Consider the following 26,394-nt stretch of genomic DNA (forward strand, 5'->3'; position numbering starts at 1 on the left):
GGGTAAACCGCAACAATTAAGGAATAGTCAATGGACATTATTCTTGGTGTAGTGATGTTTACTCTGATCGTACTCGCGCTAGTACTAGTGATTCTTTTCGCTAAGTCTAAGCTTGTACCAACAGGTGACATTACAATTTCTGTAAACGATGACCCGAATTTGGCGATCGTTACACAGCCGGGCGGTAAGCTGCTGAGTGCACTAGCGGGTGCTGGTGTATTTGTATCTTCTGCTTGTGGTGGCGGTGGCTCTTGTGGCCAGTGTCGCGTAAAAGTTAAATCTGGTGGTGGTGATATTCTTCCTACCGAGCTTGACCATATTACTAAAGGTGAAGCACGTGAAGGTGAGCGTCTAGCTTGTCAAGTTGCAATGAAAACTGACATGGATATCGAGCTTCCAGAAGAAATCTTCGGCGTTAAGAAGTGGGAATGTACTGTTATCTCTAACGATAACAAAGCGACATTCATCAAAGAGCTTAAGCTACAAATTCCAGATGGCGAATCAGTACCTTTCCGTGCTGGTGGTTACATCCAGATTGAAGCACCTGCTCACCACGTGAAATACGCTGACTTCGATGTACCTGAAGAGTACCGCGAAGACTGGGACAAGTTTAACCTGTTCCGCTATGAGTCAAAAGTTAACGAAGAGACAATTCGTGCGTACTCAATGGCGAACTACCCAGAAGAAGAAGGGATTATTATGCTGAACGTGCGTATCGCTACGCCGCCACCTAATAACCCAGACGTTCCACCGGGTATTATGTCTTCGTACATTTGGTCTCTGAAAGAGGGCGATAAGTGTACTATCTCTGGTCCATTTGGTGAGTTCTTCGCTAAAGACACTGATAATGAGATGGTGTTTGTTGGTGGTGGTGCAGGTATGGCGCCAATGCGTTCACACATCTTCGACCAACTTAAGCGTCTGAAGTCTAAGCGTAAGATGTCTTTCTGGTACGGTGCGCGTTCTAAGCGTGAAATGTTCTACGTAGAAGATTTCGACGGCCTACAAGAAGAAAACGAAAACTTCGTGTGGCACTGTGCCCTGTCAGATCCTATGCCAGAAGATAACTGGGATGGTTACACAGGCTTCATCCACAATGTCCTGTACGAAAACTACCTGAAGGACCATGAAGCGCCTGAAGATTGTGAGTACTACATGTGTGGTCCACCGATGATGAACGCAGCCGTTATCGGTATGCTGAAAGATCTTGGTGTTGAAGATGAGAACATCCTACTGGATGACTTCGGTGGTTAATCTACCTAAGTGATTGAATCTATGGCTGGCTCTTTTGAGTCAGCCATTTCTTTTTCGGTTGTTGAATCGATAAAGTCAATCGTTGTGTAGCTCACAGCTATCTGCTTTATTTATTTGATAACAACAATAGGAGTTAACAAGTGAAAATTTGGCTTGTTGTATTTGCTTCTTTATTCTTTTTAGCGGGTTGTGAGAAACCTGTTGAACAAGTCCACCTGAGTGGCCCAACCATGGGAACCAGTTACAATGTTAAGTACATAGTAGCGGAAGGTATTCCTGCACCGGATAAGGTTCAAGCAGAGGTTGATCGTCTGCTTGAAGAGGTCAACGATCAGATGTCGACCTATCGTAAAGACTCAGAGCTCAGCCGTTTCAATCAGAGTCAATCTTTGGCGCCTTTCGCGGTCTCACCACAAACGGCCAAAGTAGTGAAAGAAGCGATTCGCCTCAACGGTCTTACTCTAGGCGCGCTGGATGTGACGGTTGGTCCGCTGGTGAATTTATGGGGCTTTGGACCTGAAGGTCGCCCTGAGGTAGTGCCGAGCGAGGAAGAGTTAAGTGCGCGTAAAGCGAATGTAGGTATTGAGCATTTATCCGTTCAAGGGAGCAGCCTACAAAAAAGTATCCCCAACCTTTATGTCGATCTTTCAACCATTGCTAAGGGCTGGGGTGTCGATGTTTTGGCCGATTACATTGAGTCGCTAGGCATTCACAACTATATGGTGGAAGTCGGCGGTGAAATTCGCTTGAAGGGTACCAACCGTGAAGGTGTGCGCTGGAGAATAGCCATCGAGAAGCCTTCGGTTGATGAGCGTAGCATTCAAGAAATTATTGAGCCAGGTGATATGGCAATAGCGACCTCTGGTGATTATCGTAACTATTTTGAACATGATGGTGTTCGCTATTCGCACATTATCAACCCAGAAACAGGTCGACCTATCACCCACAAAGTGGTGTCAGTCACTGTGTTAGACCCCTCTTCAATGACCGCAGACGGTTTAGCCACTGGCTTGATGGTTTTAGGAGAAGAGAAGGGAATGCAAGTGGCGAATCAGCATGATATCCCAGTTTTGATGATCGTTAAAACCGATACTGGCTTTGTCGAGCTTGCGTCTGACGCGTATAACACCTATATCAAACAATAACCAACTGCTGAGTATGTCATTATGAGTACATTTATTATTACCTTCGCCGTATTCATGGCCGTTATTGCTGCTATGGCCGTCGGCTATATTTTTCAAAAGAAGGTCGTGAAAGGTAGCTGTGGTGGTTTGGGCGCGGTTGGCATTGAGAAAGTGTGCAACTGTCCTGAGCCATGCGACGCCCGAAAGAAACGCGAAGCGCGCGAAGCGGCCCGCGCCGAGAAGCTGGCGGCTTGGGAAAAAGATCGTATTGCCTAATTTGGGTTAAATAGATAAACACCGGCTTCGGCCGGTGTTTTTGTATCAGTTGGTTTAGTTTATGAAGCTATGGTCTGATTGCGCCCTGCCGACTTGGCTAAATAGAGACGATCATCTGCGATTCTGATTTGCTGCTCGAGATTCTCTTCTACATTGCACAAACCGATACTAACGGTGATGTTGATGATACTTTGCTGATAGTTGATCGGAGTTTGTGCTATGCGTTGACGCATGTTCTCTAACCTCTGGAAAAAGTCATCGCTGGGCGCAATCGACTTAACACAAAACTCCTCACCGCCAAATCGCACCACCACTTCGCCTGGAAAGCAGAGCTTGAGAATCTCGGCAATGGTTTTGATCGCTAAATCACCGGCTTCATGCCCATAAACATCATTCACCTGTTTGAAATGATCGATATCGATCATCGCAATCTGGCGTTGCTGATTACTGTCGAGCGGTAGTGAGAACAGGAAGCGCCGATTCCATAATCCAGTGAGTGCATCTTGATTGGCCAGTTTGTACAGCTCATCAGTGGCTTCTTTCATATCGAGCATCTGATGCACTCTGCAGTAGAACTCTTCCTGATTGAAAGGCTTAGTCAGAAAGTCATTGGCGCCCGATTTGAGAAATTTTGCCGTCAGGTTGTTATTGTCACTGCCTGATAAGCCGAGGATCGCGAGACTATTGCGGTCACGAAACTGTCGTATAGCACGAATCATCGTAATGCCATCCATCACAGGCATATCGTGATCTGTGATGATAAAGCTGATATCGGGGTGTCGTTCAAGCAGTTCCAGCGCCTCTTTACCATCCTGGGCGAGGGTGGTTTTTATATACTGATGTTCAAGCAGTTGGGCCACATAGTGTCTAACCGTTGCGGAGTCGTCGACAACCAACGCATGATGTTGACTGTTATTTAGCAGACGTTTAGCTAAAGGGATCAGGTAGGAGACAGATGCTAAGCTATCTTTGAGCAGGTAATCAACCACGCCCTTATCAATAAATCGCTGCCTTGCTTGCTCGGAAAACGTAGCGGTGAGCACCACGACTTTGTGCCCTTGGCTAAGAAAAAGATCAATCACCTCACCATCTTGTCCATCGGGTAGGCAGTAATCTAACACGGCGAAGCGAAACTGTGGATGTTGCTTCAGTAATTGTTTTCCTTCAGCAATAGAACCTGCAATATAAACTTGGTAGCCAGCGTCGCTCAGTTGCTGTCTTAGATAGTTTTGATAGGTGCGACTGTCTTCAACGACCAATACTTTGTTATTCAACCTTTGCGCTCTATTTCATCCGATACTGATAATAATCATAGTCCAAAAGTTCATCTGAACATGAAATTCCATCGCAGATGTAGGCGAATAAACAGAGTTTGGTTATACTGTTTTTTTATACAGTTTAGTTTGGTTTCGCTTCATCATGACTGACAAAGTTCGTAAAATTATTCATGTTGATATGGACTGCTTCTTTGCCGCAGTCGAAATGCGCGATAACCCGAGTTATTGCGGTCGGCCACTGGCAGTTGGGGGGCATGAGAAGCAGCGTGGAGTGCTGAGCACCTGTAACTATGAAGCGAGGAAGTTTGGTATTCGCAGTGCCATGCCCACGGCAAAGGCGATGCAATTGTGCCCGCATCTGTTGGTCGTACCCGGCAGAATGGATGTGTACAAACGGGTCTCGGCGCAAATACGGGAGATTTTTGCTCGCTATACCCAACTGATTGAACCGCTGTCGCTGGACGAAGCCTACCTTGATGTGACTGACTCAATTCAGTGTCAAGGTTCGGCAACGCTAATCGCAGAAGCGATTCGGCGCGATATATTTAATGAGTTAAAGCTCACGGCGTCGGCAGGGGTTGCCCCCGTAAAGTTTCTTGCCAAAGTCGCGTCAGATATGAACAAGCCCAATGGACAGTATGTCATTCCGCCTCAACGTGTTCAGCAAGAGGTAGATAGGTTGCCTCTGGAGCGGATCCCCGGTGTTGGTAAGGTGAGCTTAGAGAAGCTTCATCAAGCAGGGTATTATGTCTGTTCGGACATTAAAAATAGTGACTATCGCTCTCTACTACTTGAGTTTGGGCGCCTTGGCGCATCGCTATGGAAAAAGAGTCATGGTATCGATAACCGCCAGGTTGTGGTGGAGAGGGAGCGAAAGTCGGTCGGTGTTGAGCGAACTTTTTCGCAAAATATCATGACTTATGAGCAGTGTTGGCAGGTGATAGAGCAAAAACTTTATCCTGAACTCGAGCGCCGATTAGCTAAGGCGTCAGAAGATAAATCCATCATCAAACAAGGGATAAAAGTTAAGTTTGCCGATTTTCAGTTGACCACAATTGAACACATTCATCCATTTCTTGAGTTAGAGGATTTTAAACAGCTACTCCGCGATGTACTCAAACGTCAGCAAGGTCGAGAAATCCGTCTCCTTGGCTTAAGCGTGATGCTTAAGCCAGAAGAACTGACTAAACAGCTAAGCTTTTTTTAGTCACTAGACCTCGCCGCCGACGTGCTTGAGCACTTGGGCAAAAGGAACATTTTCCAATTGGCCAAAACCGGCAAGGATGCGCGCTTTTAGTTTGGTGAGTCTCGGAGTAGAAATACCGCACAGAAACTTGGTTTTCAGCGTGTTGGATAAGGGCTGCTCAGCACGTTGACTCAATTGTTCTACCCATATGGCGATTTGTTTATCATCAATGCTTGAACTCCCGCTCTCGGCGAATTTGGCGACTTGTCCTCGACAGACACTGCAATGACCACATTGGTGCGGGGCTTGATTATCGCCAAAGTAGTTGGCGAGTGTATGACTTAAGCAAGATTGAGACTCAAACAAGTTCAATAGATTGTGAATACGTTCAATGTCACTTCGCTCTTTATCGGCAAACAACTGCCATAATTTGTCGGCCAGCTCGCTCACTGAATCAGGTTGAGCATCAACACGATACACTTCGGTCATCAGTTTACTTTCAAGCTCAATCCACCCTTTTTGATTGAAATAATCAAGTGCAGCGATGGCTCGTTGGCGCTCTTCACCAAAGTGTTGCCATAGAGCGTCGAAATCGACTTGATTCCAGACTTTGGCTTGACTTGAGCAGTCAAACAGCGCGCGGACAAATGTTTGTCGTTGTGGATCAAACTGATTGATGATTTCTGCTTTGTCTTTTAAGAATTTAAAGCGGTAATCGGCGAAGTAACTATATTGTGCTGAGATTAGACCAAACATCTCCATGTACACCAGTAAGGTTTTCAGTGGCAGTTGGCGGATGTTACTGTCACTGGATAAGCGAGAAATGACGACTTCCCACTGTTGGCCTTGGCTAAAAGCATGCTCGAGTAATGCTCTGATTTCTTGCTGTTCTGGCGTGTCCCCATAGACAAAGTTCTCCAAGGTACAGATACCACTTTTATTCCCGAGTAAAATGCAGTCAGAGTGCTTTCCATCGCGTCCAGCGCGGCCAATCTCTTGCGCGTAGTTCTCAATAGATTTTGGCATGTCGTAGTGAACGACACGTCGAATGTCGGCTTTATCCACGCCCATGCCGAATGCGATGGTCGCGACGATAATGGTGATCTCGCCAGACATGAACTGCTGCTGTATGCGTTGCCTAACTTCATTATCCAGACCCGCGTGGTAGGCGTGACAATTGAGCCCTGACTCGCGTAGCAATTGGGCAACAGACTCTGAGGTACTTTGCAAGGTCACGTAAACGATTGTAGGATGGTTAGGCTGCTTAGCGAGAGCGGCGAGCAGTTGCTCATTTTTCTGCTCATCATTACAAGGGATCACGGTTAAATCTAAGTTACTGCGATAGAACCCAGTGGTCACCACATCCTGTTTATTTATGGCAAACTTGCTTTGCATATCCTTAATCACCGCCTCAGTGGCAGTCGCAGTGAGCAGAAGACATTGCGGAATAGCAAACTCTTTTTGGTAGCTGGGCAATTTAAGGTAGTCGGGGCGAAAGTTGTGCCCCCACTCTGAGATACAGTGTGCTTCGTCTACCACAAGTAATGAGATAGGAATCTGTTTTATAAAATGACGAAAGCGCTCGTTTTTCAGTCGCTCGACTGAAATCATCAATACTTTCAACTCACCACTGCGTGCTTGCTCTATAACAGCTTGCGTCTCTTCTCGACTTTGGCTGGAGTCAATTGAGGCGGCGCAGATATTACGTTGTTGTAGAAAAGCCAGTTGATCTTTCATTAAGGCAAGTAGAGGAGAAATGACCAGCGTTAGGTGAGGAAGCATCAGCGCAGGTAGTTGATAGCATAAGGATTTTCCTGAGCCAGTCGGGAAAATCGCTGCGCATGAGCGTCCGGTTAATACCGTTTCGATGACGGGCCGCTGCCCGGTACGCAAATCCTCAAAACCAAAGTAGGTTTGCAGAGTAGCGTCGATTTGTTCAATAGAGGGGGCGTCATTCATCATCTACCTTTGTGCTGTTTTTCTTTGCCGTTGAAGGTATTCTAAAGACAATATCGGTCTGGGAATATGTTTTTAGTATGGATAAGTCGGAACTGCGTCAAACTATCTTGGCTTGTTTGCAGCAAAAGCTCGCGGTTGCTCAGCGTTCGGCTCAACGAGCCATGGAATCAGCGACGGATGACGAAACGGTGCCTGAGCATAAGTACGATACGCTAGCACTCGAAGCCTCTTACTTAGCTCATGGCCAAGCAATGCGTGTGCAAGAATGCGAAAACGACATTGATCAAATCAAGCAACTGCCACTACCAGAAGCTGCTCAACAGGTGCGCTTGGGCTGCGCAGTCTTGCTGCTGGATGATGAGGACAATCCCCACTGGTTTCTTACCGTTCCATGTTGTGGAGGATTAAAAGTCCCCTTCGCTGAATCCACGGTGATGTTGGTCACTTTTGATTCTCCATTGGGCGCGGCCTTAAAAGGTAAACAGTTGGGCGACGAAGTGATCTATCGTATTGGTGAGCGGAATCATTGTTACCAAATCGAAACCATTTGCTGACAATCAGCGCCAATGGTTTTGTTATGGTGAACGGGATACAAAGGGCAGGATAATGAAAAAGAGTTTAGTTGCGTTACCACTATTATTGTCGAGTCAGGCGTTTGCCGCTCAGTGTCATATTGATCTTAAAAATGACATTCGCTTGAACGATGAGCGACTCGAAATCCATCAAGTAAGCGGTGAGACCGCGATTGTTGATCAGAATAACAATCTGACCATTCATGGGGAAAGCATTGAGCTAAGTGCCGATCAGCAGCAAGCCATTGCCGACTATCGTCAGAGCCTCAATGATTACTTACCGCGAGCAAAACAGATGGCACGTGAAGGTCTTGCCTTAGCTAATGAGATTGTTGACGATGTGGCGCAAAGTTTCGATGCACCGGAGGCTTTTGCCAGTGTTAAGCAAGCGATGCAGACGTTTTATGATGAGATTGAGGCTCGCTACTACAAAGATGGCGATCTCATTTTACCAGCGGATAGCTTCGGTTCGTTAAGTGAAACGTGGTCGGAAGATTTCGACAAAGCCAAAGCGTTGTTTAATGAAGAATTCATCACCAGTGCGTTTGATGCCATGTCGGAAAAAATGAAAGTAGAGGGTGGGATTAACTTAACCGAAATGGCCAATGCGATGAGTGAGCTTAAAGAGCGTATCGCGAAGCGCTTAGCCGAGCATTCACAGCAGGTCGAGAAACAGAGTGCAGAATTTTGTGATTCTCTTGATCAAATGGCAGAGCAAGAACAGCAGCTGCACCAAAAAATCCCCGAGCTGCAAGATTATCAGATTTTTACCATCTAAGAGTATTGGTTATCAAAGCTGAGCGATGACTGACAAAGAGCGCGATTGGCGCTCTTTTCGTTTCTCCAATCGCAGACATACCTAGCCAACATAAGCTTATGCGTGGCGGTCAACATCACTAACATCCAACCGAGCTTAATGGTTTTGGCGAGCTAAGCTAGTTTGTTATGTTTGAGTAGCATTTTTGATAGTGTAGTCTATTTTTTACAGGTTGATTTAGCTGCTTTTTGGTTGTTTGGATAAGTAAAGGTGCTGTCGTTATTGTTATTGGTGGTGTTTTTGTATTAATGTACTAGCCAACTAGTTTAATGGTGCGGTTTTAGAAGTATGGCACAAGGTACAAATGGGCAAAATCGTGAAAATTTTGGGTCACGGTTAGGTTTTATTTTGGCAGCGGCAGGCGCTGCCGTTGGTTTAGGTAATATTTGGGGGTTCCCGACTCAAGCTGCGAGCAATGGGGGCGGGGCATTTCTTTTGGTCTATCTGGTGATGATACTGATCGTCGCTTTCCCTATGCTGGTGGTCGAGATGGCGATTGGCCGTCACGGACAAGCGAACCCAGTCGACAGTATGCGCGCATTGACCAAACACCCGAGCGGAAAACGTTTAGGGGCCGCGGTTGGTTGGATTGGTCTTAGCGTGCCGAGTGCGGTACTGGCGTTTTACAGTATTGTCGGTGGTTGGCTAATCTGCTTCTTGCTAGGGGCGATCACCGAAATCATCGGACTTGATTCCTTAACTGCATGGTTCAAAGGTTTCAGTGTTGAGCGTAATCTGTTTGGCACGCTGGCTTTCTACGTTCTGACGATCCTGATTGTTCAAGGTGGGGTGAAGCAAGGTATTGAAAAGTGGTCGACACGCCTCATGCCGGCACTGTTCGTTCTGTTTGCTGCTTTGTTTATCTACATCATGACTCAGCATGGCGCCGTTGAGGGACTCAAACATTACCTCATTCCCGATTTCGAGAAAGTGATGGATCGTCAGTTGATTCTGGCGGCGATGGGGCAAGGCTTCTTCTCGCTTACCATTGGTGGTTGCTCAATGTTGATTTATGGGTCTTACTTGAGCAAGCAAGAGAACCTACCTAAGATGGCGATGAATGTCACCTTAGTTGATACCGCGGTGGCGTTTATTGCCGGACTGGTCGTGATGCCTGCGATGTTTGTCGCCATGCAAAAAGGCGTGCAGATCTATGCCGAGGATGGCTCACTACTCAGCTCAGATACCTTGGTCTTCACCGTTTTACCGTTGATGTTTGACAGTTTGGGGCTGTTGGGTCAACTGTTTGCTATTGTGTTCTTCTTGCTGCTGACGATTGCTGCGTTAACCTCATCGATTTCGATGCTAGAGTGTCCGGTCGCCTTGGTGAGTGAACGTTTCAATAGCAAACGCACATCAACAAGTTGGGTTCTTGGTGGCTTAATTGCTCTGTTTAGTGTGGTGATTGTTTACAACTTTGCTGCGCTATTTGGTTTGGTGGCGACAGTCGCGACCCAATATCTACAGCCAATAGCCGCACTGTTGTTCTGTTTGTTTGGAGGTTGGGTGTGGAGTCGTCACTCAAAAATCAAGGAGCTTGAGCAGGGCTACCCAGAGTTCACGCAAGGTTGGTTTGGTAAGCTGTGGCCACTGTATGTGAAGTTTGTGTGTCCACTGCTGGTGGGGACGGTCATTTGGGCTTCTTTTGGCTGATAACATATACGCTATAACAAACAAGCCCGCATAGTGCGGGCTTGACGTTATGATGGTGTGTTGATCTGTGATGGAGGGCTGATTTGCCCGGTGGTCAGTGGCTCAAGATCAGCGTCAGCGACTTCATCTATAAACTCTCCAACCACCTGCTCAACCTCTTGGTCGTCTTCTTCAAAGTAAGCAAGATGGAAAATTGCATCGCCTTCATTCACTAGGGGCAGTGTCTGCTGACCAATGACAATCCCGCCTTTGCGAGCTTTCAGTTCAATCTCGCTATGTCCCAGAGGTGCGCTAATGTAGGCCAGTACTTGTCCGCGAGTCACTTTTTCTCCTAAGGTGACGACGGTGCGCAAAATACCATCACTTTCGGCGCGCAGCCAACTGGTAGACTTAGCAATGATCGATGTCGGCAGACGTTTACGGCTTTTACGTAACATACCGATCGCTTGCATTACTCGCTTGACCCCTAAGTAGCCCGCATTAATACAGATCGGCTCAAAACGTAACGCTTCGCCTGCTTCATAGGTGAGCACGGGAATGTTGAGTCGCTCCGCTTCACTGCGCAGTGAGCCTTCACGTAGCGGTGAATCGATCACCACTGGAGTGGCAAACGCCTGTGCAATACGCAGGGTCTCGGGGTTGCTTAGATCTGCGCGGATCTGTGGCAAGTTGGTGCGATGAATTGCGCCAGTATGCAAGTCAATAATGTAATCACAACGCTCAGCAACCTGCGAAAAGAAAGTGTGTGCCATCCGCGAAGCCAGCGAGCCTTTGTCACTGCCTGGGAAGCAGCGGTTCAGATCGCGGCGGTCAGGGAGGTAACGAGACTTGTGAATAAAACCAAACACATTGACGATCGGCACAGCAATTAATGTACCTTTCAGCTTGTTGGCATCAATGGTATCGATCAACTGGCGTACCACTTCTACGCCATTGAGTTCATCGCCATGAATGGCGGCATTGACCATCAATACTGGCCCTGCTTGCTTACCATTGATGATCTCAACCGGAATAGAAAGCGGAGAGTGGGTGTAGAGCTTCGCCGCTTCTAATTCGACAACTTTTCTTTCTCCCGGCGAGATAGACTCGCCGAGAAATTCAAATGCGCTATTTTGTTTAACCTTTGCCACGCGTTTTTGTCCTTTTGCTTGCCGCATTTTTCTCAATAAATTCGACAATCATCCCAGCAATATCTTTACCGGTTGCGGCCTCAATACCCTCAAGACCTGGAGATGAGTTTACTTCCATGACCAAAGGCCCACGTGAAGAGCGGAGTAGATCCACGCCTGCCACGTTTAGCCCCATGATTTTAGCTGCTTCAACTGCGGTGCGACGTTCTTGCGGAGTGATTTTGACCAGTGAAGCACTGCCGCCACGGTGCAAGTTAGAACGGAATTCACCTTCAGCACCTTGACGCTTCATGGCTGCGATCACTTTATCACCAATCACAAAACAGCGAATGTCGGCACCGCCAGCTTCCTTGATGTACTCTTGCACCATGATATTGGCTTTGAGGCCCATGAATGCCTCAACCACACTCTCGGCGGCTTTACGGGTTTCGGCCAAGACTACGCCGATACCTTGAGTACCCTCAAGAAGCTTGATCACGACTGGTGCGCCACCCACCATATCTAGCAGGTCTTTGACATCGTCTGGCTTGCTAGCAAAGCCAGTAACAGGCATGCCGATGCCCTTGCGAGAAAGCAGCTGCATTGAACGTAATTTGTCGCGAGAGCGAGTGATTGCGACCGATTCATTGACCGGATAAACGCCCATCATTTCGAATTGACGCAGTACCGCAGTGCCATAAAAAGTCACAGAAGCACCGATTCGAGGAACAATAGCGTCAAAGCCAGACAGCTCCTCACCTTTAAAGTGGATTTGCGGCTGATCAGAGTTGATGTTCATGTAACAACGTAGCGCATCGATCACTTTGACTTCATGTCCGCGCTCTTTGGCCGCTTCGATAAGACGTCGAGTTGAGTAGAGCTTAGCGTTACGAGACAGAATACCAATTTTCATTATTTGTTTTCCTCGAACGGGATTAAAAAAGATTCAACAGGATCGACGATGATGCGATTGTGCATCGCTGTGCGACCCAATAACATGCGAAACGCCATGTTTTCGCGATTGGTCAACGTAATTTCAATCGGCCAGCTTTCACCAGCCAGAGAGAATACAGACTTAATAACGTAGCGAGACTCTTCATGACCGCCTGAGTCACGCACAATACGCTCATCGATAACTGGAGCTTCACATACAACTTCTGCTTCTGTGTTGTTTTGAATCGGATGAAGCCAGAAGCGGACCCATAGCGCACCGTCCTTATCGAAAGTCTCTACTTTAAACGCGTGTAGACACGAGGTTCTCGCACCAGTATCAATTTTTGCATTAATTTTCTGAATGCCAAGTTCAGGTAGGCTTACGGTTTCACGCCAGCCAACAATGAGTTTTTCTTTCATCACAGTAACAACATCAGTTAGGGAAGTTATTTAAAGTACTAAAAGACTATAGCACTCTTTACAGTAAGCGATTGGAATACACCGCAAATTTGTCTTGAAGAGGGTAATGTGGTTTACCCTGAGACGCTTCAAGGTCGGCGAATGTAGCAGCGATGGGGTGGGCTGACTAACGAAAAGAAATCACCGTAACGACAAATATAATTTATCACCAAAAGGGGTGAGAAAAGAAAAGCCAGCGACGGTTCGCTGGCCTTATTGATAAGATTTTCTAAGTCAAAAACGAACAATTATTCCGTCTTTTCTGGAATGGCTTCCAGCAATGCCACCATTTGCTCCCAGAACAGAGCGACAGTATCGATTTTAACTTTTTCGTCTGGTGAGTGCGGGAATTTAATCGTCGGTCCGAAAGACACCATATCCATGTTCGGGTAAGGTTCTTTAAATAGACCACACTCAAGGCCTGCATGAATCACCATAATGTTTGGTTTATGACCATAGATGCCTTGATACATATCACGGAAGATTGCCATGATTTCCGAATCCGCGTCTGGTTTCCAACCTGGGTAAGCACCTGAAAACTCGATTTGTGCACCTGCTAGTTCTGCCACTGAGGTCAACATACCTTCAACTTGTTGGCGACCAGAGTCGATCAGCGATCGAACCAGGCATAGGACGTTGATTCGGCTCTCTTCGGTTGTGACCACACCTACGTTGAGAGAAGTTTCAACCACCCCCTCAATCTCATCGCTCATACGAATCACACCATTTGGACAAGCGTTAAGCGCCGCGATAAAGCGCTGTTGGTCCGCAACAGACAGCGCATGAGTCTCGCTTTCAATTGGCTGATTAAAAGAGACGATATCTGTTTCTACTTTACCTAGCTCTGCTTTTAATAACTGAGTGTAGAACTCAAATAGCTCAGCGAGCTTCTCTTGGTTTTCACTCGGCACTGCGACTGTGACGAACGCTTCGCGTGGAATGGCATTACGTAGGCTACCACCGCGGAACTCAACCAAGCGAAGATCTAACTCTTGCGCGTGGCCAGCGAGGAAGCGTGCCAGTAACTTGTTGGCGTTACCGCGCCCGGTGTGAATATCACAACCTGAGTGGCCACCTTTTAAACCTTTCAGGATTAATTGACGGGTGATGTAGCCTGTTGGGACCGCCTCACGTTTGATGTCAAATGTCATTTCACCATCAATACCTCCGGCGCAGCCCATGTAAACTTCGCCTTCTTGCTCTGAATCGGTATTAAGCAGGATATCGCCTTCAAGCCAGCCCTGCTCCAGGCCAAATGCGCCCGTCATCCCCGCTTCTTCATCAATGGTGAGGAGAACTTCTAGCGGGCCATGTTTGATCTCATTTGAAGCCAGTACAGCCAGGCAAGAAGCCATACCAATACCGTTGTCAGCGCCTAAAGTGGTGCCTTTCGCGGTTACCCACTCACCATCAATATAGGGTTGGATAGGATCTGTCGTGAAGTCATGCTCGGTGTCTTCATTTTTTTGCGGCACCATGTCGATGTGCGCCTGAAGAACTACCCCTTTCTTATTTTCCATTCCTGGTGTGGCTGGTTTTTTAATGAATACGTTGCCAGTCGGATCGCGGCGTACATCAAGCCCTTGTTCTGAAGCCCAGTTGACGATGTATTGAGCTAATGTTTCTTCATGCTTCGAAGGGTGTGGAATAGAGCAGATCTTATCAAAAAATTGCCAAAGGGGAGCTGGTGATAAGCTACTGATTTCAGAATGGAATTCAGACACGGATGACTCCTTAAAAGAAATAATGCCAGATCATATTGCGATAGATGTGTGTAAATCTAGCACAAAAAACTAGAAATGGACTATTGAGTAGAGAGCCAAAGAATAGCACTACCGACAGGCTGGGTGTAGTAGCTAGCTTGAGTATTTGTATCGCCATTGTCACATAACAAACAATCAAATCTGATTACGATTAGCTGCGTTTAGGGCGAATCAATGTAATTTTGCCAAAATCTGAATTGATATTTATGTAATTTAATTACAGCAAGAGCATGATCTAGATCATTTAATAAAAATTATGTGACTTTAATCACTTTAATTGTTGTAATTAAATTTCTTTGAGGTATATTAGTACCAACTTCGAAAGCGAAGAGAAAATGCTCAAAGGATGAGTCCGATTTGTCGCCTCCATGGAACTGAGAAATCAATAGTCTTAATGTGTTTAATTGATTTAGAAGGTGATAGTTATGAAAGGTTTACCAAGTGCAGCGTTCTGGCTAAACAGCTCTGTTTATACCGGTAGCTTTACTTACCCAACAAGCTTCGGTTACTAACCACAAGCTTGACTCTCGAACAGTTTGTTCACCCCCTATTATTGGAATTTTTTTACAGCAGTTATTGCTGACATGATTCAACCGCCACTCAAATTGAGTGGCGTTTTTTTATCTCGCAAGCAAATCCTTATTTCTTCTACGGCTTTTCGACGCTTTAGCTCAGATGCATGAATAATATGCACATATCTCCTTATCGAACTCAGCTCACTTAGCCAGCTCTGGCTTGAAAGTTTACGACATAGCATAAAAAACACGCTTTTGAATGACAGAGCGAGATAGCTCATTACTCAATGAAAAATAAGCGAAAAAAAGATTTCGATCACATTGAATCTTGTTTGAATTGTTCAGTTATAAACAGAAATATTGATTAGAGTCATAATTCTATCTGGAATTTACAATTTGATGACTTTATAATTCGGGCCAATCGATTACGCAACCGTTTACTTTTTACCCTTTAGGATTCGATTATGTTCGAAAAACTGTTCAAACTCAGCGAAAACGGCACGACCGTAAGGACTGAGATCATCGCAGGACTGACAACCTTCCTGACGATGGCTTACATCATCTTTGTCAACCCAGCGATGCTCGCTGATGCAGGTATGGATAAAGGTGCAGTGTTCGTTGCTACCTGTCTGGCAGCGGCAATTGGCTGTTTTATCATGGGCTTTGTTGCCAACTATCCGATTGCACTCGCTCCGGGTATGGGACTCAACGCCTTCTTCACCTATGGTGTGGTGTTGGGCATGGGGCACTCATGGCAGGTGGCGCTAGGGGCAGTGTTTGTCTCAGGTATCATCTTCATGGCCTTGAGTGTGTTCAAAGTACGTGAATGGATCATCAACTCTATTCCAATGGCTTTGCGCACGGGTATCTCTGCAGGTATCGGTCTATTCCTCGCATTCATCGGTCTACAAAACTCAGGTATTGTTGTTGATAACCCAGCGACTCTAGTGGGTTTGGGCGATATCACCAGCCTTAAGCCGGCACTTGCAGCACTGGGTTTCTTCCTGACCGTTGGTCTAGTGTATCGTGGCGTTCGCGGTGCGGTGATGATCGCTATCTTGATCATTACTGCTTTGGGTCTGATAGTGGGCGATGTGCAGTGGGGCGGTATTATGTCGACACCACCAAGCATAGCGCCAACCCTGATGGAAATGGATATTGCAGCGGTGTTTGAAGTCGGTATGATTTCGGTTGTATTCGCTTTCCTATTTGTCGACCTATTTGACACTGCAGGCACTTTGGTCGGTGTAGGTACTAAAGCAGGTTTGATCAAAGAAGATGGCAAGTTGCCGCGTTTGAGCAAAGCACTACTAGCCGACTCCACAGCAACTTCTATTGGTGCTGCACTAGGTACATCAAGCACCACATCATACGTTGAATCAACAGCGGGTGTTGCTGCTGGTGGCCGCACGGGTCTGACAGCCGTCGTTGTTGGTGTCATGTTCCTATTGGCGCTGTTCTTCTCTCCGCTGGCAGGCATGATTCCAGCTTACGCAACAGCAGGCGCATTGTTCTATGTTGCGATTCTAATGATGTCTGGCTTAGTGAGCATCGATTGGCGCGATCTAACCGAAGCGGCACCAGTTGTAGTGACGTGTCTGCTGATGCCATTGACGTACTCTATCGCGGAAGGCATCGCGCTTGGCTTTATTTCTTACGCTGCGATCAAATTGCTGAGTGGTAAAGGTCGCGATGTGTCTATCAGTGTTTGGGTGCTTTCGGCTGTATTTATTATCAAATACTTAGTCGCTTAATTACCAAGTTGATTACAAATACAATCCAGTATTATCGCCATTGTCGTGTGACGGCAATGGCGATTTTTTTCTAACAGCAATATTGAGCATTGGTATTGCGCGGTAGCTGCGTTAAAATAATCGTTTGCGTAGCTTTTCCCCTCATTGGCGCAAGGCAGTCGCTGGTGGTGTACCAGCGTTTTTGGGGATGCAGACTTTTAAAATTATTAGGTTATTACAATGAGTAAAAAATTCATCATCACTTGGGACCAAATGCATTCATACTGCCGTGAACTGGCTGAAAAGCAGATGCCAGCTGAGCAATGGAAAGGGATTTGGGCAGTGAGCCGTGGCGGTCTGGTACCGGGTGCGATCCTAGCGCGTGAGTTAGGCATTCGTTACGTTGATACCATCTGTATTTCTAGCTACGACCACGACCATCAACGTGATATGAGCGTGCTAAAAGCGCCAGAAGGTGATGGTGAAGGGTACTTGATCGTAGAAGATTTGGTCGACAGTGGTGATACAGCACGTAAACTTCGCGAGCTGTACCCGAAAGCGAAACTTATCGCGGTATGTGCCAAGCCATCAGGTGCAGAATTACTTGATGATTACGTGGTCGACATCGCTCAAGAGACTTGGATTGAGCAGCCATGGGATATGTCTATTCAGTATGTAGAGCCTATCAACCGTAAGCAAAAGTAATGAAATTCGCCAATCGCGACAATTTCTTGATAAATGACCCTTTATTGGGTCATTTTTTTTATTACTATTTATCAAAACCACTAACTAGGTCGAATTCATGTCCGAGGAAGTCAGTAAAAATCTCTCTGAAACTCTATTTGCTAAGCACAAACAAGCGAAAGAGACCTCAGCATTAACGCAATACATGCCATCTAGCCAGACTTTTTTGGAGCAAAAACAGCAACAAGACGGCTATAAGTGGTATCGCAACTTACGCAGGCTACAATGGGCGTGGCAAGGGCTTGATCCTATCGAGATTGAATCTGTATTAGCAAAAATCGCCGCTTCCAAGCACTCTCGTACCCACGATGAATGGTTAGATACAGTGATGGGGTATCACAGCGGTAATTGGACTTATGAGTGGACCAAGCTGGGAATGCTGCATCAAAAGCGCAGTGCGGAATTTAAAGGTGAGCAGGCCGCCGATGAGCTGTTTAATGCTTCACTCTGTTTCAGTATTGCTGGATACCCGCACTTAAAAAACGACAATCTGGCTATTCAAGCTCAGGTGTTGGCCAGTACCGCTTACTCCGAGGCGGCTAAGAAGACCCGCTATACGATAAAGCGACTGGAAATTCCATATCAAAACAAGCAAATCGTGGCTCATTTGCACCTAACCAAAACCGACAAACCACAACCTGTGGTGATGGTCACGGCAGGGTTGGATAGTTTGCAAACCGACCTATGGAGCCTGTTTCGCGATCACTTAGCCAAGCGAGACATCGCCATGCTAACCGTGGATATGCCGTCGATAGGTCACAATACTCACTGGAATTTGACCGAAGATACCTCGGTGCTGCACCAGGTGGTGTTGGATGAACTGTATCACATCCCTTGGGTTGACCATCACAAGGTTGGCCTGATCGGTTTTCGCTTTGGCGGCAATGCGATGGTGCGACTCTCATTTATGGCGCAAGAAAAAATCAAAGCTTGTGTCTCTTTGGGGGCGCCTATTCATGATGTGCTTTCCTCTCCCGATAAGCTCAAACAGATGCCTAAGATGTACCTTGATGTTCTGGCGTCGCGCTTGGGGAAAACCGCGGTGGATATCAACAGTCTGGCAGGTCAGTTAATGGCTTGGTCTTTAAAGGTGCAAGGGATTTTATCAGGGCGCAAAACCCGTGTGCCTATTTTAGCCATGAGCCTTGAAAACGATCCGGTTTCTCCTCTCAGCGACAATCAACTGGTCGCGACCTACAGCGACTACGGCAAAGCGAAGAAAATCAGTGCTAAAACAATTACACAAGGGTATGAGCAATCCCTCGATTTAGCGATAAAGTGGTTGGAGGACGAGCTAATTAGATGACATTTCTGCTAATTTAGATAACACTTATTTTTAGTGTTACCCAAACTATCTAGTCCTAGGTACGTATAGATAAAAATAAGTCAATGAATATGGAGATTCATTATGTCTGAGCAGATCAAGAGTCCAACTCATTACCGCTTGCTGTCTACCCTTAGAGCGATAGGCCCTTATTTAAGGGAGTCGCAAAGCAAAGACGGCTACTACCTGTTCGATTGCTTGTCGGTGTGCGTCAACGATAAAAAATCACCAGAACAACGCGAATTTTGGGGCTGGTGGCTGGAGTTAGTGGCAAACGAAGCGGGATTCGAAGCGCGCTATCGCTCAGGGCTGTACGATATTACTGGTGAGTGGCAAGGCAAGGCGTTACCGAAAAAGTCTGTAGCCGATGTCACCCGAACTCAAGAAGCGTTTCATCAAAAACTCGTCGACACTTTGCAAAATGAGTTTGAGATCGCCGTAGTTATGCATAAAGAATCGGTTGAATTCGTCTGATTTTCCTTACTTATCGCAGTGATTCCCCAAAAAGGCGCTTTTTAGCGCCTTTTCTACTTGTTAAATCGACAGTTGATTGCTAAAACATCAGGTCTAATCAATCTTGCGCCTTGATGGGCGTTACCAGTGATTAGGGCGATGGTTTTATTTTTCATAGTAGAAAGGCAATGAATCAAGAAAGCGGAAAAGCACCACAGTCTCAGACCGTGGTCGTAAAACTAGGTACCAGTGTTCTGACTGGTGGCACCTTGGCGTTAGACCGAGCTCATATGGTTGAGTTGGTTCGTCAGTGTGCAGAACTGAAAAAGCAAGGCCACTCTGTGGTGATGGTTTCGTCTGGCGCTATTGCCGCTGGGCGTGAGCACCTAGGCTATCCCGCATTGCCCAATTCTATGGCGAGTAAACAACTGTTGGCCGCCGTCGGACAAAGTCAATTGATCCAAACCTGGGAGTCGCTGTTTGCCATCTATGGATTAAAAATTGGCCAGATGCTACTCACGCGCGCCGATCTTGAAGATCGCGAACGCTTCCTTAATGCACGTGACACCATCAATGCTCTGGTTGAAAACGACATTATCCCTGTGGTCAATGAAAATGACGCGGTGGCGACCAGTGAAATAAAAGTCGGGGATAACGACAATCTCTCTGCTTTGGTTGGGATTTTATGTGGCGCAGACAAATTACTGCTACTGACCGATCAAAAAGGGCTGTTCACCGCAGACCCACGCAAAGATCCTAATGCTGAGTTGATCAAAGAAGTAAAAACCATCGACGACACTCTACGCAAAATTGCAGGCGGGAGTGGCACGACCTTGGGCACCGGTGGAATGGCCACCAAGCTTCAGGCGGCTGACATCGCTCGCCGCGCGGGGATTGAAGTCATTATCGCCGCCGGCAGTGCGCCGAATGTGGTGTTTGACTCCTTGGGTGACAATCCACAAGGTACGCGTTTTTTGCCATGTGAAGAAGCATTGGAAAACCGCAAACGTTGGATTTTAGCCGGACCAAGTGCCTCGGGCGATATCATGATTGATGATGGTGCGGTGAATGCGGTTGTCGGCACAGGCAGTAGCTTGCTCGCCAAAGGCTTAATCCATGTTGGTGGCGAGTTTGCCCGTGGTGATGTGGTACGCGTGACCGACAAGAAAGGCAAGCTGGTCGCCCGTGGCATCGCCAGTTACTCCAGTCAGGATATGGCGAAAATTGTCGGTAAACACAGCAAAGATATCATCGGTATATTAGGTTATGACTACGGTAATGAAGTTCTTCACCGTGATGACATGGTCGTAATTCAGGAATAAAGGACAACAGGTATGGAACTCATTTCTATGGGAAAAGCGGCCAAAGAGGCGGCTTTCCAACTCGCGACAGCTTCAACGGCTCAAAAGAATCAAGCTTTGGCCATCATTGCCGATGAACTACAAGCCAATGCTGCCACCATTTTACAGGCGAATAGTAAAGATATTGCGCTTGGCCGAGAGGCTGGCTTGAGTGAAGCGTTACTCGATCGTTTGCTGTTGAATGAAGAGCGCTTGACCGCTATCGCCAACGACGTGCGCAACGTGATTGGTCTTAACGATCCTGTTGGGAGTGAAATCGACAGCAAAGTGCTAGAAAACGGCATGTCGCTCTCTCGTCGCCGCGTGCCGCTCGGTGTGGTCGGGGTGATCTATGAAGCTCGTCCGAATGTCACCATCGACATTGCTGCGCTATGTTTAAAAACGGGCAATGCCAGCATTTTACGCGGCGGTAAAGAAACCTTTTTCTCTAACATGGAGTTAGTCAAGGTTATCCAATCGGCATTGGCCAAAGCTAAGCTTCCTGCAGCATCGGTGCAGTACATTGAAAAGCCAGATCGTGAGCTGGTTTCTCAGTTGTTAAAACTGGACGATTACGTGGATATGATTATTCCTCGTGGCGGTGCGGGTCTACACAAGATGTGTAAAGAAAACAGTACCATTCCCGTCATCATTGGTGGTTTTGGTATCAGCCATATCTTTGTCGATGAGAGCGCAGACCTGAAGAAGTCTCTTGAGGTGGTTGAAAACGCTAAAGTACAGCGCCCATCAGCGTGTAACTCGCTGGATACCTTGTTAGTTCATCAAAACGTCGCCGCTGAGTTCTTGCCTATGCTCGCCACTCGTCTGAGTGACATAGTGGCATTGGTTGCCGAGCCAAAAGCGAAAGCACTGCTTGGCGAGGCGAAACAGTTGCGCGACGCAGCGGAAGGAGACTTCGACACGGAGTGGCTTAGCTATACGCTTGGGGTCAAAGTGGTCGCAGACATCAATGAAGCGATTGACCATATGCGGGTACATAACGCAAGCCACTCAGATGCGATCATGACCAATAGCTTGGAAAACTCAGAGCGTTTCATCAACTCGGTGGGTTCGGCGGCAGTCTACGTGAACGCATCCACTCGTTTTACCGATGGCGCTCAGTTTGGTCTGGGGGCAGAGGTGGCGGTCTCAACCCAAAAGCTTCACGCTCGAGGGCCTATGGGGTTAGAGGAATTGACCAGCTACAAGTGGGTCGGCAAAGCCAACTACTTGCCGCGTAGTTAACAAATCTCACCACACATCGATTGAAAAAGGGGCTAACTGGCCCCTTTTGCTTTTCTTAGCTTTGCATATTCCGGTACACTGTGAGCATAGTTTTGGAGGTGATATGCATTGTCCTTTTTGTTCTGAGAACGACACTAAAGTCATTGATTCGCGCTTGGTTGCCGATGGTCATCAAGTGCGTCGTCGACGTCAATGTCTTGCGTGTAGTGAGCGCTTCACGACATTTGAAACCGCTGAGCTGGTGATGCCGCGAGTCATAAAATCCAACGGCAACCGTGAGCCGTTCAATGAAGATAAAATGGTTGGCGGTCTACAGAGAGCGCTGGAAAAACGTCCCGTCAGTGCGGATGCTGTGGATGTCGCCATCAGTATGATTAAGTCACAACTGCGTGCCACCGGAGAACGAGAAGTACCGAGTGAAATGATCGGTAACTTAGTGATGGATCAGCTCAAGGAGCTAGATAAAGTCGCCTACATTCGTTTTGCCTCTGTGTATCGGAGCTTCGAAGACATCCGTGAGTTTGGCGAAGAGATCGCAAGGCTCGAAGATTAGTTGGACCCGACCATGACTGCTTTTACCGCTACAGATTATCAGATTATGTCGCGTGCAATTAGCCTGGCTAAGCGCGGCGTTTATACCACGCCTCCTAACCCAAATGTCGGCTGCGTGATCGTTAAAGCAGGGGAGATTGTTGGCGAAGGTTTTCATTACCGAGCTGGCGAGCCTCATGCTGAAGTGCATGCGCTACGGATGGCGGGAGAAAAATCCGTTGGCGCAACGGCCTATGTCACCCTAGAGCCGTGTTCGCATTATGGACGCACGCCGCCTTGCGCCGAAGGCCTGATCAAAGCCAAAGTGGCAAAAGTGATTTGCGCCATGCAAGACCCAAATCCGCAAGTGGCAGGGCGTGGCATTCAAATGCTGCGTGATGCCGGAATTGACGTTGAAGTCGGATTGTTGGAGCAAGACGCCGTCAATCTCAACCCGGCCTTTATCAAGCGCATGCAAACGGGAATGCCGTTTGTGCAACTAAAAATGGCAGCCAGTCTGGATGGACAAACGGCGCTCGCGAATGGTCAAAGCCAATGGATTACCGGTCCTCAAGCTCGCCAAGATGTGCAAAAGTTCCGCGCGCAAAGTGGTGCCATACTCTCCACCAGTAAAACGGTGATCGACGACAATGCTTCGCTCAATGTCCGTTGGCAAGAGCTGCCTGAATCTGTACAAGCTCACTACCCAGAGTCGCAACTTCGTCAACCGATTCGAGTTATCCTCGACAGACAAGGCTTGCTAACCCCTGAGCTCAAGCTATTTCAAACTGCCGGAGAGCGTCTCGTCGTTGCTGCTGGTGGTGACGTTCAACTGCACGATGGGCAAAAAACGATCGATTTAACCGCCACTTTCTCTGAGTTAACTCGTGAGCACAATATCAACCACCTATGGGTGGAAGCTGGGGCCACCTTGGCGTCAAGTTTAATCAAAGAGCGATTGGTCGATGAGATCGTGCTCTATTTAGCCCCTAAAATTATGGGCAGCGACGGTCGAGGGCTATTTGGTGCATTGGGCCTTGAATCGATGACGGATATCATCGACCTTGATATCAAAGATGTTAGACAAGTTGGCAGCGATATTCGTATCACTGCCAGCGTTAGCTATAAAGATAAATAACCATGTTTACAGGTATTATAGAAGCAGTGGGCACGCTCACTGCGATTACTCCGAAAGGAGAGGATATTAGCGTTACCGTTGAGGTGGGCAAGCTCGATATGTCTGACGTAAAATTGGGCGACAGTATTGCCACCAACGGCGTCTGTTTGACCGTGGTTGACTTCACTCAAACCAGTTACAGCGCCGATCTCTCACTCGAAACATTAAACAAAACCGGCTTTGCTCATTATCAAGCTGGCGACAAACTGAACCTAGAGAAAGCGATGTTACCTACTACCCGATTTGGTGGGCACATTGTGTCTGGTCACGTTGACGGTGTGGGTGAAATTGTTGAGCGCAACATGGTTGGACGTGCGATTGAATTTTGGGTCGCGATGCCTGCTGAGATCAGCAAATACGTGGCAGAAAAAGGCTCGATTACGGTTGATGGGATTAGCCTTACCGTCAATGCTCTACGCAAAAATGCATTTAAACTCACCATAGTTCCACATACGGGCGAAGAAACCACCATCGCGGATTTTAACGTTGGACGTAAAGTGAATCTTGAAGTTGACGTTATGGCGCGCTACATGGAACAGTTACTTAATAGTCAGCAGCAGCCTGCGGAATCTCGTATTACGATGGAATTTTTACAACAAAACGGATTTGCTTAAGCCAATTTCCGCTCCGACAAATTTATTCGCCGCTAGAAGCCAATGAAGGAATAACAAGATGCCAATTAGTACGCCACAAGAGATTATTGAAGATATTCGCCTGGGAAAAATGGTTATCCTGATGGATGATGAAGACCGTGAAAACGAGGGTGACTTAATTATGGCGGCTGAGCATGTGACGCCCGAAGCCATTAACTTTATGGCGACTCATGGCCGCGGGTTGATTTGCTTAACCATGACTAAAGAACGTTGTGAGCGTTTGGGTTTGCCGCCAATGGTGCAAGACAATAATGCCCAGTACACCACCAACTTTACGGTGTCGATTGAGGCAGCAGAAGGTGTCACGACAGGGATCTCAGCGGCCGATCGCGCTCGCACGGTTCAAGCTGCTGTCGCCAAAGATGCCAAAGCGGCTGACTTGGTTCAGCCTGGGCACATTTTTCCTTTGGCGGCTCAAGAGGGTGGAGTGTTGACTCGAGCAGGTCATACTGAAGCGGGCTGCGACTTGGCACGTCTTGCTGGCTGTGAGCCAGCGGGTGTGATAGTCGAAATTCTTAACGACGATGGCACTATGGCTCGTCGTCCAGATTTGGAAATTTTCGCCGAAAAACATGGCGTTAAATTAGGCACAATCGCCGACCTTATCGAATATCGCAATAACACCGAAACCACGATTGAGCGAGTGGCGCAGTGCAAACTGCCTACGGAATTTGGCGAGTTCGATTTAGTCACCTATCGTGACGTGATCGATAATCAAATTCATTATGCGCTATGCAAAGGCGATCTCACCGATCAAGCGCCACTGGTTCGTGTTCACCTGCAAGACACCTTTACCGACTTATTGCACAGTGACCGTAATGCTGAGCGTAGCTGGACTTTAGACAAAGCGATGCAGCGTATTGGTCGTGATGGTGGCGTGTTGGTTATCCTAGGTAATGAAGAGTCGACAGACTTATTGATTCATCGTGTCAAGATGTTTGAGGCTCAGGATAAAGGCGACGCGCCAACATTGGCGAAAAAGCAAGGCACATCTCGTCGTGTTGGTGTCGGATCGCAGATTCTCGCCGACCTTGGTGTCCATGATATGCGTCTACTCTCTTCGGCAAGTAAGAAATATCATGCATTAGGAGGCTTTGGTCTCAACGTGGTGGAATACGTGTGTGAGTAATCACTAACAGGTGGCTTAGGTTTAAGAGGGCAAATGTTTGATCATTTGCTCTCTTTGTTTTCAATCTGCCCGGAACCGCGGGGCAATGCTAAATTTCCATTAGATATTGCTCACAGATTTGTGCTAGAATCCGGCGATTCTCACTTGATGAACATAGTTAAAGGAAGGCTTATGAAAGTGATCGAGGGTGGCTTCCCAGCGCCAAACGCAAAAATTGCTATCGTTATTTCTCGTTTCAACAGTTTTATTAACGAAAGTCTATTGTCTGGTGCAATCGATACTTTAAAACGCCATGGCCAAGTAAGCGAAGATAACATCACAGTGGTTCGCTGCCCAGGTGCAGTAGAATTACCTCTAGTGGCGCAACGTGTTGCAAAAACTGGAAAATTCGATGCCATCGTATCGCTTGGTACAGTCATCCGCGGCGGTACACCGCATTTTGACTATGTTTGTAGTGAATGTAATAAAGGTCTGGCACAAGTGTCTCTGGAGTTTAGCCTTCCAGTCGCATTCGGTGTATTGACCGTTGATACTATTGATCAAGCTATTGAGCGCGCAGGAACCAAGGCTGGTAATAAAGGTGCAGAGGCTGCACTGAGCGCACTTGAAATGATTAACGTTCTTTCAGAAATCGATTCCTAATGGGGGCCAGTGTGAAACCAGCCGCACGTCGTAATGCACGTCGATTCGCTTTGCAAGCGATCTACTCTTGGCAAATTACTAAAGAAAATGTTGCTACGATTGAAGAGCAATTTTTATCAGGTGGCAAGTATGATGAAGAAGAGCATCATGCTCAAGAGCCAGCACTTTCTGCGCCAGACACAGATGTTGCATACTTCCGTGACCTACTAACAGGTGTTGTGCTAAGTCACACAGAACTAGACAGTAAGATTCGTCCATACACCGCACGTCCAATGCAAGATTTGGACATGATGGAGCTGGCACTGCTTCGTCTTGCTATGTATGAAATGACGCGTCGTGAAGATGTCCCTTACAAAGTGGTTATCAACGAAGCGATTGAGCTTGCAAAAGTGTTCGCTGCAGAAGATAGTCATAAGTTCGTCAACGGTGTGCTAGATAAAGCAGCACCGCATGTACGTAAGAAATAATCGATTTTGATTACAAAAAGGTCAGCATATGCTGACCTTTTTTATGTCCAAACATTCAA

At 47.1% G+C, this 26,394-nt stretch carries 25 protein-coding genes; 19 read left to right on the forward strand and 6 right to left on the reverse strand.

Annotated features, from left to right (window positions below; all coding sequences use genetic code 11):
• Nucleotides 1-30 precede the first annotated feature (30 nt).
• The 3 genes from nqrF to nqrM all read left to right on the forward strand — a co-directional run bounded on the left by nqrF (nucleotide 31) and on the right by nqrM (nucleotide 2,654).
• A complete protein-coding gene (gene nqrF / locus MTO69_RS02965; RefSeq protein WP_248330994.1) occupies nucleotides 31-1,254 on the forward strand; it encodes an NADH:ubiquinone reductase (Na(+)-transporting) subunit F in 1,224 nt (407 codons plus the stop codon).
• A gap of 140 nt (nucleotides 1,255-1,394) precedes the next feature.
• Complete coding sequence (locus MTO69_RS02970; protein ID WP_248330996.1) at nucleotides 1,395-2,399, forward strand: FAD:protein FMN transferase; 1,005 nt, start codon at nucleotides 1,395-1,397, stop codon at nucleotides 2,397-2,399.
• A 21-nt stretch (nucleotides 2,400-2,420) separates the two neighbouring features.
• Nucleotides 2,421-2,654 (forward strand): (Na+)-NQR maturation NqrM, encoded by a 234-nt coding sequence (nqrM, locus tag MTO69_RS02975; RefSeq protein ID WP_176288519.1) that lies wholly within the window; start codon nucleotides 2,421-2,423, stop codon nucleotides 2,652-2,654.
• 59 nt (nucleotides 2,655-2,713) lie between these two features.
• Here nqrM and MTO69_RS02980 read toward each other — a convergent pair whose 3' ends face one another.
• Nucleotides 2,714-3,928, reverse strand: coding sequence for a GGDEF domain-containing response regulator (locus tag MTO69_RS02980; RefSeq protein ID WP_248330998.1), 1,215 nt, complete (start codon nucleotides 3,926-3,928; stop codon nucleotides 2,714-2,716).
• A gap of 145 nt (nucleotides 3,929-4,073) precedes the next feature.
• Between MTO69_RS02980 and dinB the strand changes: the two genes are divergently transcribed.
• On the forward strand, nucleotides 4,074-5,138 hold the full coding sequence (gene dinB / locus MTO69_RS02985; RefSeq protein WP_248331000.1) for a DNA polymerase IV: 1,065 nt from the start codon (nucleotides 4,074-4,076) through the stop codon (nucleotides 5,136-5,138).
• 3 nt (nucleotides 5,139-5,141) lie between these two features.
• Here the strand turns inward: dinB and MTO69_RS02990 are convergent, their stop codons facing one another.
• Nucleotides 5,142-7,076 carry a RecQ family ATP-dependent DNA helicase gene (locus MTO69_RS02990; protein ID WP_432715642.1) on the reverse strand — a complete coding sequence of 645 codons (1,935 nt, stop codon included), beginning with the start codon at nucleotides 7,074-7,076 and terminating at the stop codon, nucleotides 5,142-5,144.
• A 77-nt stretch (nucleotides 7,077-7,153) separates the two neighbouring features.
• Here MTO69_RS02990 and MTO69_RS02995 point away from each other — a divergent pair, with 77 nt between their 5' ends.
• The 3 genes from MTO69_RS02995 to MTO69_RS03005 all read left to right on the forward strand — a co-directional run bounded on the left by MTO69_RS02995 (nucleotide 7,154) and on the right by MTO69_RS03005 (nucleotide 10,118).
• Complete coding sequence (locus MTO69_RS02995) at nucleotides 7,154-7,630, forward strand: GreA/GreB family elongation factor (RefSeq protein ID WP_248331004.1); 477 nt, start codon at nucleotides 7,154-7,156, stop codon at nucleotides 7,628-7,630.
• Nucleotides 7,631-7,682: 52 nt separating this feature from the next.
• On the forward strand, nucleotides 7,683-8,426 hold the full coding sequence (locus MTO69_RS03000; protein ID WP_248331006.1) for a YggN family protein: 744 nt from the start codon (nucleotides 7,683-7,685) through the stop codon (nucleotides 8,424-8,426).
• A gap of 327 nt (nucleotides 8,427-8,753) precedes the next feature.
• Nucleotides 8,754-10,118 carry a sodium-dependent transporter gene (locus tag MTO69_RS03005; protein ID WP_248331008.1) on the forward strand — a complete coding sequence of 455 codons (1,365 nt, stop codon included), beginning with the start codon at nucleotides 8,754-8,756 and terminating at the stop codon, nucleotides 10,116-10,118.
• 47 nt (nucleotides 10,119-10,165) lie between these two features.
• Here MTO69_RS03005 and MTO69_RS03010 read toward each other — a convergent pair whose 3' ends face one another.
• The 4 genes from MTO69_RS03010 to MTO69_RS03025 form a co-directional block, all read right to left on the reverse strand.
• The gene (locus tag MTO69_RS03010; protein WP_248331010.1) at nucleotides 10,166-11,275 is read right to left on the reverse strand and encodes a succinylglutamate desuccinylase/aspartoacylase family protein; all 1,110 of its coding nucleotides are present in this window, start codon (nucleotides 11,273-11,275) and stop codon (nucleotides 10,166-10,168) included.
• Nucleotides 11,235-12,140: a 30S ribosomal protein S6--L-glutamate ligase gene (gene rimK / locus MTO69_RS03015; RefSeq protein WP_248331012.1), complete on the reverse strand. Its 906-nt coding sequence runs from the start codon at nucleotides 12,138-12,140 to the stop codon at nucleotides 11,235-11,237. Before rimK ends, MTO69_RS03010 begins: the two co-directional genes overlap by 41 nt.
• Nucleotides 12,140-12,580, reverse strand: coding sequence for an ATP-dependent zinc protease family protein (locus tag MTO69_RS03020; RefSeq protein ID WP_248331014.1), 441 nt, complete (start codon nucleotides 12,578-12,580; stop codon nucleotides 12,140-12,142). The genes rimK and MTO69_RS03020 overlap by 1 nt, the downstream gene beginning before the upstream one ends.
• Before the next feature lie 287 nt (nucleotides 12,581-12,867).
• Entirely contained in the window at nucleotides 12,868-14,343 is a 1,476-nt protein-coding gene (locus tag MTO69_RS03025; RefSeq protein ID WP_248331016.1) for an aminoacyl-histidine dipeptidase, read from the reverse strand.
• Between the two features lie 1,018 nt (nucleotides 14,344-15,361).
• Between MTO69_RS03025 and MTO69_RS03030 the strand changes: the two genes are divergently transcribed.
• The 12 genes from MTO69_RS03030 to nusB all read left to right on the forward strand — a co-directional run bounded on the left by MTO69_RS03030 (nucleotide 15,362) and on the right by nusB (nucleotide 26,335).
• The gene (locus MTO69_RS03030; protein WP_248331018.1) at nucleotides 15,362-16,651 is read left to right on the forward strand and encodes an NCS2 family permease; all 1,290 of its coding nucleotides are present in this window, start codon (nucleotides 15,362-15,364) and stop codon (nucleotides 16,649-16,651) included.
• Nucleotides 16,652-16,870: 219 nt separating this feature from the next.
• Nucleotides 16,871-17,335 (forward strand): oxytetracycline resistance phosphoribosyltransferase domain-containing protein Tet(34), encoded by a 465-nt coding sequence (gene tet(34), locus MTO69_RS03035; RefSeq protein ID WP_248331020.1) that lies wholly within the window; start codon nucleotides 16,871-16,873, stop codon nucleotides 17,333-17,335.
• Between the two features lie 97 nt (nucleotides 17,336-17,432).
• Nucleotides 17,433-18,680: an esterase FrsA gene (gene frsA / locus MTO69_RS03040; protein WP_248331022.1), complete on the forward strand. Its 1,248-nt coding sequence runs from the start codon at nucleotides 17,433-17,435 to the stop codon at nucleotides 18,678-18,680.
• 102 nt (nucleotides 18,681-18,782) lie between these two features.
• Nucleotides 18,783-19,172 (forward strand): sigma factor-binding protein Crl, encoded by a 390-nt coding sequence (gene crl, locus MTO69_RS03045; protein ID WP_248331023.1) that lies wholly within the window; start codon nucleotides 18,783-18,785, stop codon nucleotides 19,170-19,172.
• A 167-nt stretch (nucleotides 19,173-19,339) separates the two neighbouring features.
• Nucleotides 19,340-20,473 (forward strand): glutamate 5-kinase, encoded by a 1,134-nt coding sequence (proB, locus tag MTO69_RS03050; RefSeq protein ID WP_248331025.1) that lies wholly within the window; start codon nucleotides 19,340-19,342, stop codon nucleotides 20,471-20,473.
• 12 nt (nucleotides 20,474-20,485) lie between these two features.
• Nucleotides 20,486-21,736 (forward strand): glutamate-5-semialdehyde dehydrogenase, encoded by a 1,251-nt coding sequence (locus MTO69_RS03055; protein ID WP_248331027.1) that lies wholly within the window; start codon nucleotides 20,486-20,488, stop codon nucleotides 21,734-21,736.
• Nucleotides 21,737-21,839: 103 nt separating this feature from the next.
• A complete protein-coding gene (nrdR, locus tag MTO69_RS03060) occupies nucleotides 21,840-22,289 on the forward strand; it encodes a transcriptional regulator NrdR (protein ID WP_006878018.1) in 450 nt (149 codons plus the stop codon).
• A 12-nt stretch (nucleotides 22,290-22,301) separates the two neighbouring features.
• A complete protein-coding gene (gene ribD / locus MTO69_RS03065; RefSeq protein WP_248331029.1) occupies nucleotides 22,302-23,405 on the forward strand; it encodes a bifunctional diaminohydroxyphosphoribosylaminopyrimidine deaminase/5-amino-6-(5-phosphoribosylamino)uracil reductase RibD in 1,104 nt (367 codons plus the stop codon).
• Between the two features lie 2 nt (nucleotides 23,406-23,407).
• Nucleotides 23,408-24,058, forward strand: coding sequence for a riboflavin synthase (locus MTO69_RS03070; protein WP_248331031.1), 651 nt, complete (start codon nucleotides 23,408-23,410; stop codon nucleotides 24,056-24,058).
• 58 nt (nucleotides 24,059-24,116) lie between these two features.
• Nucleotides 24,117-25,226, forward strand: coding sequence for a bifunctional 3,4-dihydroxy-2-butanone-4-phosphate synthase/GTP cyclohydrolase II (ribBA, locus tag MTO69_RS03075; RefSeq protein ID WP_248331033.1), 1,110 nt, complete (start codon nucleotides 24,117-24,119; stop codon nucleotides 25,224-25,226).
• A 171-nt stretch (nucleotides 25,227-25,397) separates the two neighbouring features.
• Entirely contained in the window at nucleotides 25,398-25,868 is a 471-nt protein-coding gene (gene ribH / locus MTO69_RS03080) for a 6,7-dimethyl-8-ribityllumazine synthase (RefSeq protein ID WP_248334297.1), read from the forward strand.
• Nucleotides 25,868-26,335 carry a transcription antitermination factor NusB gene (gene nusB, locus MTO69_RS03085; protein ID WP_248331035.1) on the forward strand — a complete coding sequence of 156 codons (468 nt, stop codon included), beginning with the start codon at nucleotides 25,868-25,870 and terminating at the stop codon, nucleotides 26,333-26,335. The genes ribH and nusB overlap by 1 nt, the downstream gene beginning before the upstream one ends.
• Nucleotides 26,336-26,394 lie beyond the last annotated feature (59 nt).

The organism is Vibrio sinaloensis (assembly GCF_023195835.1).
In the GTDB taxonomy this organism is placed as follows: Bacteria; Pseudomonadota; Gammaproteobacteria; order Enterobacterales; family Vibrionaceae; genus Vibrio; species Vibrio sinaloensis_C.